Origin of the sequence: Streptomyces sp. NBC_01381, assembly GCF_026340305.1 — a bacterium.
Classification (GTDB): Bacteria; Actinomycetota; Actinomycetes; order Streptomycetales; family Streptomycetaceae; genus Streptomyces.
The window spans coordinates 2,816,310-2,827,961 of record NZ_JAPEPI010000002.1 but is presented as its reverse complement, the minus strand read 5'-3'; the positions used below and the strand labels follow the sequence as shown (position 1 = coordinate 2,827,961).

The following is an 11,652-nucleotide window of genomic DNA, read 5'->3' as shown; positions in this document are numbered from 1 at the left end:
CGGGCCCCCTCTCTGGTTTGTTCAGCTCACGGTGACGGCGGGCAGCCCTGAGGCGATGCCGTCGTCCTCCATCTGTGCGGCGATCTTCATCGCCTCTTCGATGAGGGTCTCCACGATCTTCGACTCGGGCACGGTCTTGATGACCTCGCCCTTGACGAAAATCTGCCCCTTGCCATTGCCGGACGCGACACCGAGATCCGCCTCACGGGCCTCCCCAGGACCGTTGACGACACATCCCATGACGGCGACGCGCAGTGGCACCTCCATGCCGTCGAGGCCCGCCGTGACCTCGTCGGCCAGCTTGTACACGTCCACCTGCGCCCGCCCGCAGGACGGGCAGGAGACGATCTCCAGGCGCCGTTGGCGCAGGTTCAGCGACTCCAGGATCTGGATTCCGACCTTGACCTCCTCGGCGGGCGGTGCGGACAGCGAGACACGGATGGTGTCGCCGATGCCCTCGCTCAGCAACGCCCCGAAGGCGACCGCCGACTTGATCGTGCCCTGGAAGGCCGGACCGGCCTCCGTCACACCGAGGTGCAGCGGATAGTCGCAGGCGGCGGCGAGCTGGCGGTAGGCATTCACCATCACGACCGGGTCGTTGTGCTTCACCGAGATCTTGATGTCCCGGAAGCCGTGCTCCTCGAAGAGCGAGGCCTCCCAGAGGGCCGACTCGACGAGCGCCTCCGGAGTGGCCTTCCCGTACTTCTTAAGAAGGCGCGCGTCCAGCGAACCCGCGTTGACGCCGATCCGGATCGGCGTACCGGCCTGGGAGGCGGCCCGCGCGATCTCCGCGACCTTGTCGTCGAACTGCTTGATGTTGCCCGGGTTCACACGCACCGCCGCGCAGCCCGCGTCGATCGCCGCGAACACATACTTCGGCTGAAAGTGAATGTCGGCGATCACCGGGATCTGCGACTTGCGCGCGATCGTCGCCAACGCGTCCGCGTCATCCTGCGTCGGGCACGCCACGCGCACGATCTGGCAGCCGGACGCCGTCAGCTCGGCGATCTGCTGCAGCGTCGCCCCGATGTCGGACGTACGCGTCGTCGTCATCGACTGCACCGAGACGGGCGCACCGCCCCCCACCGCCACCGGCCCGACCTCGATGCGCCGCGAGACGCGACGCTCCGAGATCGGTCGGACCGGCAGCTCGGGAAGGCCCAGCGAAACGGGCGTTCCAGGGTTCATGACGTCACCCGCGGTTTCCGGAGACCGTCTCACGGGCGGCGCGGAGGGACTCCTTGAGGGAACCCATGGTGGCGAGTACGGCGGTCGGTTCGTAGCCGCAGTGCGCCATGCAGTTGGCGCACCGCGGGTCCTTGCCGCGGCCGTACTTGCTCCAGTCGGTCTCCTCGATGAGCTCCCTGTACGTCGGCACGTACCCGTCGCTCATCAGATAGCAGGGGCGCTGCCAGCCGAAGAGCGAGTAGTTCGGGATCGCCCACGCAGTGCAGGAGAAGTCCGCCTTGCCCTCCAGGAAGTCCAGGAAGAGCGGCGAGTGGTTGAGCCGCCAGCGCCGCCGGTTGCCGCCCGCGAAAGCCTTCTTGAAGAGTTCGCGGGTCTGCTCGACGCCCAGGAAGTGCTCCTGGTCCGGCGCCTTCTCGTAGGCGTAGGCGGGCGACAGCATCATCTCGTCGACCTGCAGTTCGTCATTGAGAAAGTTGAGGACCTCGATGATGTTCTGCGGCGTGTCGTTGCTGAAGAAGGTGGAGTTCGTGGTCACCCGGAAACCTTGTTTCTTGGCTTCCTTGATGGCCTCCACCGCCTCGTCGAACACGCCCTCCTTCGCGACGGATTCGTCGTGCCGCTCCCGCATTCCGTCGATGTGCACGGCGAACGCGAAGTACGGGGAAGGCGTGAACTTCTTCAGCTTCTTGCGCAGCAGCATGGCGTTGGTGCAGAGGAAGACGTACTTCTTCTTCGCCACCAACTGCCGCACGATCTCGTCGATCTGAGGGTGCATCAGCGGTTCGCCGCCTGCGATGGACACCATCGGCGCACCGGATTCGAGCACGGCGCCCACGGCCTGGGCCACCGGCATGCGCTGCTTGAGCACTCCGGCCGGGTGCTGGATCTTTCCGCATCCCTCGCACGCGAGGTTGCACGCGAAGAGCGGCTCCAACTCGACGATCAGCGGGAACTTCTCCCGCTTGCGCAGCTTCTGTTCAAAGAGATATGTCGCGACCTTGACGGTCTGGCGCAGCGGCATGGCCATCTGGCTCACCTCCGGGGGAGCAAAGAAGAACGGTGCCATTCGAAGAAAGCGGGAAGCACGGCGCGAAGAACGCGGAAAGCTGATATTCCACCGCGCACCGTGCCGATACGGACCAGTTCGTGCTGTGGGGTGTCAACGACCACCCGGACGGCGGCAACGGGCCGCTGTCCGGCCCGCACCGCACTGTGCAGCGTCGCGGCGGACTCCATGTCCACCGCGATCGCGCCCGTGGTCAGCAGGTCGGCGCGTTCGTGCCCGCGGACCACGTGGTCGGAGCCGATGAGCGGGCCGGTGTGCACGGTGCGGCCCGGCAGGGCCCGCACCAGCTCCTTGACCAGGAGTTCGGTTCCGACGCACGGGGTGCGGCCGTGCGCGGACCGGGTCTCCTCGGCGACAACCAGGTCACCGGGGTACATGCCCGGGGCGAGCCCGGCGCAGAAGCCCGTGGCCACCACGGCCGCGTCGTGCAGCGACTCCTTGCCGAGCGCACCGGTGACGGCCCGCTCGGCGTTCTTGGGGCCCATGCCCGTACGGAGCACGGTGACCCGTCCATGGGCGCCGCCGCGTTCGCCCGTGCGCAGGGCGAGGCGCTCGATGCCGAGCGCGCAGGCGATCAGCAGCGGTGCGGGGTCCGGACGGGCCGGGGCTTTGGCCATCAGCTCCCCTTGCCGGACAACTCGCCGGACAGCTTGCCGGACAGCGCCGCGAACGGGTCTCCGTTGACGTACCTGCCGAGCGCGGTGAGCGGGAAGACCTGCCGGTACAGGTGGTAGTTGATCGAGAAGTCCCAGGGGAATCCGGTGCCGGTGAAGTACGGCTCGTCCCAGGAGCCGTCGGGCAGCTGGGTCTCGGCGAGAAAGGCGATGCCCCGCTCCACGGCCTTGCCGTCGTGCTCACCGGCCGCGAGCAGCGCGAGCAGCGCCCAGGCGGTCTGCGAGGCGGTGGACGCGCCGTGGCCCCGCCACTCCTCGTAGCGGTAGGAGCGCAGATCCTCGCCCCAGCCGCCGTCGTCGTTCTGCACCGACTCCAGCCAGCCGACGGCGCGGCGGATCGCCGGGTGCGAGGCCGGCAGGCCCGCCGCGGTGAGCGCCGGGACCACGGAGCCCGTCCCGTATACGTAGTTGACGCCCCAGCGGCCGAACCAGGCGCCGTCCGCCTCCTGTTCGGCGAGCAGCCACTCGATGCCGCGCCGGGTGCGCGGATCGTGCGCCTTGCCCTCGACGGCGAGCATCTCGACGACGTGCCCGGTGACGTCGGCGGACGGCGGGTCGATGACCTCGCCGAAGTCGCAGAACGGCAGCCGGTTGGGGAACGGGCTGGTGTTGTCGGCGTCGAAGGCGGCCCAGGCGCCGTTCCTCGACTGCATGCCCAGGTTCCAGCGCATGCCTCGGCCGATCGCGTTCTCCAGGCGTGCGCGGTCGGGATGCTCGACCCGGCGCAGGGCCAGGATGACCTCCGCGGTGTCGTCGATGTCCGGGTAGTTGTCGTTGTGGAACTCGAACGCCCAGCCGCCGGGGGCCAGTCGGGGCCTGCGCACCGCCCAGTCGCCGGGGCGCGCGATCTCCTCGCCGAGCATCCAGTCGGCGGCCTTGACCAGCTGCGGATGGTCGGCGGGCACGCCCGCGTCGGCGAGTGCGATGGTCGCGAGGCAGGTGTCCCAGACCGGCGACTGACACGCCTCGATCATCCGGGCGCCGTCCTCGCGCCAGACGGCGAACCGGTCGAGCGAGGCGAGCCCGGCCTTCAGGACCGGGTGCTCCAGGTCGTAGCCGAGCAGGTGCAGCGCGATGACCGAGTAGACCGCGGGCGGCTGGATGCCGCCCCAGCAGCCGTCGTTCTCCTGCCGCTCGATGATCCAGCGAGCGGCTGTGTTCATCGCGGCCTTGCGCACCTTGCGCGGGGCGACCTTGTGATAGAGGTGCAGCGCCTTGTCCAGGCGCTGGAAGACGCCGTCCCAACTCGCCACGGGGGCAAGGGGCTTGCCCGGATTCGGCCGGCGCGCGTCGCTGTGCAGTTCGTCAAGGGGGAAGGGCGCGGGCCGCACGGGCCGCTTGGCGGAGACGATCGTGAGCGGCACGATCGTCTGCCGGGCCCAGCACCCGAAGTCATAGATGTTGAGCGGGAACCACTTGGGGAAGTAGATGAGCTCCGGCGGGAGTTCGGGCAGGTCGTCCCACTTCCACCAGCCGAACAGGGCGAGCCAGATGCGGGTGAAGACCCGGCTCGCGGCGATGCCGCCCTGGTCGCGGATCCACGCGGAGGCCTTCGCCATGTGCGGGTCGTCCGGGGCGTCCCCGGCGAGCCGCAGCGCGACGTATGCCTCGACGGTGGTGGAGAGTTCGGAGGGTCCGCCGTGGAAGGTGGCCCAGGTCCCGTCGTCGCGCTGCTCGCCGCGGATGAAGAGCGCGGCCGCGCGGGTGGTCCGCTCGTCCCGGATCCCCAGGAACTGCCGGAGCAGCAGGTCCTCGGCGTCCATCGTCACGTTCGTGTCGAGGTCGCCCTTCCACCAGCCCTGGGTGTCCTGCTGGGCGAGCAGGAAGTCGGTGGAGCGTTGTATGGCCCGCGTGGCGGCGTCGAGCGCTCCTGCCGTCGCGGCGGTCGTGGCGGTCATGTCGATGGGCTGGCTGGCCGAGGCTGCGCGGGGCGTCACCGCTCCGGTGCTTCCGTCGGTCGTCGCTGTCATGGCTTCCCCTTCGTGCAGTGCAGTGAATACGTCTGCTGTGGGTCCGCCGTCGGCCGACGCGAAGCGCCGGCCGGCGACTGCCTGGGGGTCTGGGGGTTACCCCCCAGAAGGCCCGCATATCCGCGCGATAGTGATCATCTCTTTCGTACGACGACGAAGTCGGCGAGCGCGACGAGCTGCGCCCGTACCCGGTCCGGCATCTGGATGGTGTCCAGCGCCTCGATGGCGATGGCGTGCTGGCGCCGGGCCTCCTCGGCGGTCCACTCGCGGCCGCCCGCCTGCTCGATCAGGGCGGCACGCGCGGCGAACTCCTCCTCGGAGAAGCTCTCGAAGTCATTGCTCTTGGCGTCGGCGGCGAGCAGCTCGGCGAGCTGCTCGGACGCGGCTCCGCCCGCGGCGAGCGCGGCGACGACCGGCAGGGACTTCTTGCGCTGGCGAAGGTCGCTCCAAGTCTGCTTGCCGGTGGCCTCCGGGTCGCCCCAGATGCCGAGCAGATCGTCCACGGCCTGGAAGGCGAGGCCGAGGTGGTAGCCGTACTTCTCCAGGGTGTCGGCGGTGTGGTCGTCGGCGCCGCCGAGGACCGCGCCGATGGAGACCGCGCAGGCGAGCAGGGCGCCGGTCTTGTTGCCCTCCATCTCCAGGCACTCCTCGACGGTGACCCGCTCGCGGTGCTCGTAGGAGATGTCCTGCGCCTGGCCGTCGATCAGCGCGCGCGTGGCGGTGGTCAGGCGGCGCGTGGCGCGGCCCGCCTCGACGGTGCCGAGCTCCAGGAGGATCTCGTTGGCGAGCGCGAAGAGGGCGTCGCCGACGAGGATCGCCTGGGCCGGGCCGTGCACCTTCCACACCGTGTCGCGGTGGCGGCGCTGCTCGTCGCCGTCCATCAGGTCGTCGTGCAGCAACGAGAAGTTGTGTACGAGTTCGACGGCGACCGCTCCGGGGACGCCGACCTCGGGCGCGGCGCCCGCGGCCTCGGCGGAGAGCAGGGCGAGCGCGGGGCGCACGGCCTTTCCGCCGTCGCCGTCGGACGGGTTGCCCTCGGCGTCGATCCAGCCGAAGTGGTAGGCGGCGACGGTGTCCATGGGCGGCGCCAGGCGGGCCACGGCAGACCGCAGCACCGGGGTGGCCAGCGTCCTTCCGCGCTCGAGCAGTGAGGTCACGTCCACCGTGTCGGCAGCCGTTTCGGCCGAGGGCACAGTCGGCACAGTCTCTCCTCTTGTTCCGGTGCTGGATTTCTGGGGACCTGACCCCAGAAGGTCTAGCTTCACGCGGCCTCCTCGACGTCGAAGAGGTGGTCACGCGGGCGGTCGAGTGTGGAGAGAGCGGCCCGGGCGGCACTGATGCCACTGCGGACGGCGCTCTCCATGGTCGCGGGCCACCCGGTGGCGGTCCACGCCCCGGCCAGGTACAGGCCGGGAGCCTTGGTGCGAGCACCGGGCCGCAGCCGGCCCACGCCGGGAGTCGGCGCGAAGGTCGCCGTGCGCTCCCGAGTCACGAAGAAGTCCCGTACGCCGGCGCCGTGCGCGGCGGGCAGCAGCCGCTCGAGCTCCGGCAGATAGCGCTCGCGCAGCGCGGCGACGGGCGCGTCGATCTCGTCCTGGGCGGCGGACTGGGAGAGCGCCAGATACTGCCCTTCGCGCAGCCCCGAGGCGTCGGTCCGGTCGAAGACCCACTGCACGGGCGAGCCGATGGCCGCGAAGAAGGGCCGCTTGAGCACCTTGCGGTCGTACACGACATGGATGTTGAGGATCGGCGCCGTGTCGATGTCGAGCAGCCGGTCGGGTTCGTCGAGCACACCGTCCGGCAGCAGGTCGTGGGTCTCGGCCTGCGGCACGGCGAGCACGACCGTGTCGGCGTCGAGCGTCTCGCCGGGAACTTCGACCCGCCAACCCCCGTTCTCCGTACGGGAGATGGAGGTGGCGCGTGTCCTCAGTTCGGTTCGTACGCCCGCGGAGTCGAGCGCCTTGCGGGCCAGCGTGTCATGGAGATCACCGAGGGGCACGCGTGCCCAGCCGATGTCGGCGGCGCCGGGTTCGGAGAGCAGCCCGGTCTTGAACACCATCGCGGCGAGGCCCAGCGAGGAGTCCCCCGCGACGGCGTTGAGCGTGGCCACACCGACGAGGTCCCACAGGGCCTCGATGGCGCGCGCCGACTGGCCGTGCCGGGCGAGCCAGCTGCCGAAGTCCTGGCCGTCCAGCTGGGGATCGGCCGGGTCGAGCCCCTGGAGGGCGAGCGCCGCGCGCCCCACCTTGGCGCGCTCGGCGAGCGACAGATGCGGATACGTGGCCAGGCTCGCCGCCAGGTGCAGCGGCACGGGCAGCGCGGTGCGCCGAAGCCGTCCGAGCCGGTTCCGGTCGGCGTCGAGCACGGGCACGTCGAGACGTTCCTGCAGGGGCGCGAGCGCCGCGCCTTCGACGCGGTCGAGGAACCAGCGGTAGGCGGTGCAGCAGCGCAGATAGACGTGCTGGCCGTTGTCGACGGTCAGGTCGCCGCGCTTGAAGGAGAACGCGAGGCCGCCGAGGCGCGGCCGCCCTTCGAGCAGCGTCACCCGCAGTCCCGCGTCGGCGAGGGACAGCGCCGCGGTGATGCCGGCGAGACCGCCGCCGATCACCACCGCCGCGCCCCTGCTTTCCTCACCCTTCATGCTTTTCCCCCTTGACCGTTGAAGTCTGGGACGCCGGGGCGGTGCGGAGGGTTGCCCGCCGGTTGCGCGGAGTTGCACCGAGTTGCCCGCGTTCACCGCATTCGCCGTGGATGCCCATCACGTACGCCTCCTGACGGCCTGCCGGGAGATGGTCCGGGCGTCGAGACCGGAGAGTCCGCGCACGGCGACGTACGCCTTCTCGCGGCCCGGCAGCGAGACACGGCCCCGCAGGACCGCCTCCGGCTCGCGCTCGATGCGGTCGAGAAGCCGCCGGTAGATGCCCGCCATGGCGGCGACACAGGCGCCGCTGCGCCGGTCGAGCATGGGCAGCAGCCGGTACCCCTCGGCGAAGAGCGCCCGCGCCCTGCGCACCTCGAAGTGCACGAGCCCGGCGAAGTCGGAACCGGCCGGCGGCTCGGAGCCCGAGAACCCGGCGGAGCAGCCGAACTTGGCGAGGTCGTCGGCGGGCAGATAGGTGCGGCCGCCCTCCGCGTCCTCGCGAACGTCCCGGAGGATATTGGTCAGTTGGAGCGCGAGGCCGAGCGTGTCGGCATACTCCGGCGCGCGCTCGGCGTGGAGCGCCCCCGGCTCCGTACCGAACACGCCGAGGGAGAGCCGCCCGATGGCCCCGGCCACACAGCGGCAGTAGACCTTCAGGTCCTCCCACGTCTCGTACGTCTCACCGCGGACATCCATCAGGACGCCGTCGATCAGCTCGTCCAGACCGCCGAGCGGGATCGGGAAATACGACGCGGCGTGCGCGAGCGCGACGGCGACCGGGTCCGTGTCGTCCTCGTCCACGTCACCGGCCTGGATGCGGGCGAGCAGCACCCGGGTCTCGTCGAGCCGCTCGGCCTTGACGTCCGACGCGAGCGCGCCGTCGCCGATGTCGTCCACCCGCCGCGACAGCGCGTAGAGGGCCGACATCGCGCGGCGCTTGGGCATCGGCAGCAGCCGGATGCCGTACGCGAAATTGCGTGCTTGCTGTCCGGTGATTGCCTCGCAGTAGGAATACGCGGCGAGCACCGGCGCGGACACGTTCGGGCCTGACTCCACGGTCCGGCTCACCCCTCTCCTCGCAGAACCGCCCCCACCTCACGCAGCAAACGGAGCTTGGTGGGCTTCGGCGGACCAGGAAGTACGTCGTATCCGGCGACGGCGATCGCAGAGACCGCCGCCCTCCCCCCTGCCACGAAACCGGCGAGCAGCACCTTCAGCCGCCCGTGGACGCTACCCACCAGGGGGGTGCCTTCATTCAGGAGGCAGCGGGCGCGTTCTGCTTCATATGCAACCAGCGCGCGCACGGACGCGCCTGCTGTCGGTGCGGCCAGATCCCGCTCCTGGACATGAAAACGCTTCATGTCCTCGGCGGGCAGGTAGATGCGGCCCTGGCCCAGGTCCTCGGCCACGTCCTGGAGGTGCTCGACGATCTGGAGCGCGGTGCACACGGCGTCCGAGCGGCGGACGCGCTCGGGCGTCTCGGTGCCGGTGATGCCGAGGACGAGGCGGCCCACGGGGTTCGCGGACAGCTCGCAGTAGGCCAGAAGATCGTCGTACGTCTCGTAGCGCGCGACGAGCTGGTCCTGGCGGTTGGCCGCGATCAGGCCGAGAAAGGGCTCCGGGGTGAGACCGCAGCGGCGCACGGTGGGCTGCAGCGCCCGCAGCAGGGGGTGGCGCGGGGTGGAATCGAAGACCCGGTGCAGGTCGGCCTCGAAGGCGTCCAGGAGGAGCAGCCTGTCCTCGGCGGCCTCGGGGTCCACGCCCAGGTGGCGGGCGTCGGCGCCGCCGGGTGCCAGGTCGCCGTCGCCGATGTCGTCGACGAGGCGGGCGTAGCCGTACACGGCCATGACGTCGTCGCGCCAGGCGCGGGGCAGGAAGAAGGGCGCCACCGGGAAGTTCTCGTCCGCGGCCTTCTCGAGGACGGCGGATGCGTCGCGTAGCTGGAGATCATCCGTAGCCATTGCCGTCACATCTCCCGTTCTACACTGCCGACCCAATACATCCCATTTCGGACACGCCGCCCGGCCCTCCGCGAGGTGGACCGTGACCTGAGCCGGGGCGCCGCGCGATATCGCCCCACTTGCCGCGAATCAGCACCGGTACAGCTTACGTTGTACAACGCGGCGTGCATCGTCGGGGTGTTCCGCGCATCACAACAACACACCGATTGGCCCCAATCTTCCCTGGGCGCCAGCGACTTGAGTTGTCCACCGGTGCGTACGAAGACTCATGACGCGGCAGGGCCCCACCGGGTTGAGTCCGGCGGGGCCCTGCTGCATACGGGTGCAGGTGACGGGCTACTTGCCCGTGAACTTCTCGTACTCCTTGATGACCTCGTCGGTCGGTCCGTCCATGCGCAGCTCGCCGCGTTCCAGCCACAGCACACGGTCACAGGTGTCGCGGATCGACTTGTTGTTGTGGCTGACAAGGAAGACCGTTCCCGCCTCCTTGCGCAGCTCGCGGATGCGGGCCTCGGAGCGCTTCTGGAACTTGCGGTCGCCGGTGGCGAGCGCCTCGTCGATCATCAGTACGTCGTGGTCCTTGGCGGCCGCGATGGAGAACCGCAGGCGGGCGGCCATGCCGGAGGAGTAGGTGCGCATCGGCAGGGTGATGAAGTCGCCCTTCTCGTTGATGCCCGAGAAGTCGACGATCTCCTGGTAGCGCTCCTTGATCTGCTCGCGCGTCATACCCATCGCGAGCCCGCCGAGTATGACGTTGCGCTCGCCCGTCAGGTCGTTCATCAGGGCCGCGTTCACGCCGAGCAGCGAGGGCTGGCCGTCGGTGTAGACCTTGCCCTTCTCGGCGGGGAGCAGGCCCGCGATGGCGCGAAGCAGCGTCGACTTTCCGGAGCCGTTCGAGCCGATCAGGCCGATGGCCTCGCCGCGGTAGCTGGTGAAGCTGACGCCACGGACGGCGTGCACCTTGCGTACGCCCCGCTCCTCGCCGCGCCTGACGATGCGGCTCAGCGCGGAGGTGGCGCTGCCCTTGCCCGTCTTCGCGCCGTTGACGCGGTAGACGATGTGCAGCTCGTCGGCGATGACGGTGGGGATGTGCGTCCTGTCGGGCTTGTCTGCGCTGTTGTCGTCAGCCACGGCCGTACCTCTCCTCAGCCTTCCAGAAGTACACGAAGCCGACCACACCGAACAGGACCGCCCAGCCGGCGGCGATGAACCACACGTGCTCGGGCAGGTACGAGCTGCCGTAGTCGTCGATCATGGCGAAGCGGATCAGGTCCATGTACACAGCGGCCGGGTTCCACTGGAGCACGTCCCCCACCCAGCTCGGCACGCTCTCCTTGGTCGCGAGCATCGCGGGGATGCTGAACATGACGCCCGACGCGTACATCCACGTACGCATCACGAACGGCATCAGCTGTGCCAGGTCGGGTGTCTTGCTGCCCATCCTGGCGAAGATCAACGCGAGCCCGGTGTTGAAGACGAACTGCAGGACCAGCGCGGGCACCACGAGGAACCAGGACCAAGTCGGGAAGATCCCGAAGCCCAGCATGATCAGAACGAGCACGACCATCGAGAAGAGCAGCTGCTGGAGCTGTTGCAGCGAGAACGAGATCGGCAGCGAGGCCCGCGGGAAGTGCAGGGCCCTGACCAGGCCGAGGTTGCCGGAGATCGCCCGTACGCCCGCCATGACCGAGCTCTGCGTGAACGTGAAGACGAAGACACCGGTCACGAGGAACGGCACGTAGATGTGGTGCGGAATGCCCTCCCTCGCGCCCAGCAGCAGTCCGAAGATGAAGAAGTAGACCGCCGCGTTCAGGAGCGGCGTCGCCACCTGCCACAGCTGGCCGAGCTTGGCCTGGCTGTACTGGGCGGTCAGCTTCGCCTGCGAGAAGGCGAGGATGAAGTGGCGCCGTCCCCAGAGCTGGTGGACGTACTCGAAAAGTCCGGGCCGTGCGCCGCTGACGGTCAGACCGTACTTGGCGGCGAGATCGGCCCGGGAGAGCCCGTCATCGGGCGACGGGGGCGCGGTCACCGCGACCCCGCCGTCATGCGTTGTCTCACTCACGAGTGGAAACTTTCGTCTTCAGATGCGCAGCCGGTCGAGCGTAGGCGTGGGCCAGGGACCGGGGTATGGCCCAGATGTTCTCAGACCCGA

10 protein-coding genes are annotated in these 11,652 nt (G+C 69.6%); all 10 read right to left on the bottom strand.

The features are described from left to right. Positions 1 to 21: 21 nt before the first annotated feature. Positions 22 to 1,188, bottom strand: a complete 1,167-nt coding sequence (gene ispG / locus OG453_RS34165; protein WP_266872431.1) for a flavodoxin-dependent (E)-4-hydroxy-3-methylbut-2-enyl-diphosphate synthase — start codon at positions 1,186 to 1,188, stop codon at positions 22 to 24. A gap of 4 nt (positions 1,189 to 1,192) precedes the next feature. Next, positions 1,193 to 2,215, bottom strand: coding sequence for an adenosyl-hopene transferase HpnH (gene hpnH / locus OG453_RS34160; protein ID WP_266872430.1), 1,023 nt, complete (start codon positions 2,213 to 2,215; stop codon positions 1,193 to 1,195). 5 nt (positions 2,216 to 2,220) lie between these two features. Further along, positions 2,221 to 2,871 carry a 1-hydroxy-2-methyl-2-butenyl 4-diphosphate reductase gene (locus OG453_RS34155; RefSeq protein WP_266872429.1) on the bottom strand — a complete coding sequence of 217 codons (651 nt, stop codon included), beginning with the start codon at positions 2,869 to 2,871 and terminating at the stop codon, positions 2,221 to 2,223. Beyond that, positions 2,871 to 4,898, bottom strand: coding sequence for a squalene--hopene cyclase (shc, locus tag OG453_RS34150; protein WP_266872428.1), 2,028 nt, complete (start codon positions 4,896 to 4,898; stop codon positions 2,871 to 2,873). The genes OG453_RS34155 and shc overlap by 1 nt, the downstream gene beginning before the upstream one ends. 134 nt (positions 4,899 to 5,032) lie before the next feature. After that, complete coding sequence (locus OG453_RS34145; protein WP_266872427.1) at positions 5,033 to 6,163, bottom strand: polyprenyl synthetase family protein; 1,131 nt, start codon at positions 6,161 to 6,163, stop codon at positions 5,033 to 5,035. Beyond that, positions 6,160 to 7,539, bottom strand: coding sequence for a hydroxysqualene dehydroxylase HpnE (hpnE, locus tag OG453_RS34140; RefSeq protein WP_266872426.1), 1,380 nt, complete (start codon positions 7,537 to 7,539; stop codon positions 6,160 to 6,162). The genes OG453_RS34145 and hpnE overlap by 4 nt, the downstream gene beginning before the upstream one ends. 117 nt (positions 7,540 to 7,656) lie before the next feature. Continuing rightward, positions 7,657 to 8,607 (bottom strand): presqualene diphosphate synthase HpnD, encoded by a 951-nt coding sequence (gene hpnD / locus OG453_RS34135; protein WP_266872425.1) that lies wholly within the window; start codon positions 8,605 to 8,607, stop codon positions 7,657 to 7,659. After that, positions 8,604 to 9,500: a squalene synthase HpnC gene (hpnC, locus tag OG453_RS34130; protein ID WP_266872424.1), complete on the bottom strand. Its 897-nt coding sequence runs from the start codon at positions 9,498 to 9,500 to the stop codon at positions 8,604 to 8,606. Before hpnC ends, hpnD begins: the two co-directional genes overlap by 4 nt. Before the next feature lie 336 nt (positions 9,501 to 9,836). After that, positions 9,837 to 10,631: an ABC transporter ATP-binding protein gene (locus OG453_RS34125; protein WP_266872423.1), complete on the bottom strand. Its 795-nt coding sequence runs from the start codon at positions 10,629 to 10,631 to the stop codon at positions 9,837 to 9,839. Beyond that, positions 10,624 to 11,562 carry an ABC transporter permease gene (locus OG453_RS34120; protein WP_266872422.1) on the bottom strand — a complete coding sequence of 313 codons (939 nt, stop codon included), beginning with the start codon at positions 11,560 to 11,562 and terminating at the stop codon, positions 10,624 to 10,626. Before OG453_RS34120 ends, OG453_RS34125 begins: the two co-directional genes overlap by 8 nt. Between the last annotated feature and the right edge of the window lie 90 nt (positions 11,563 to 11,652).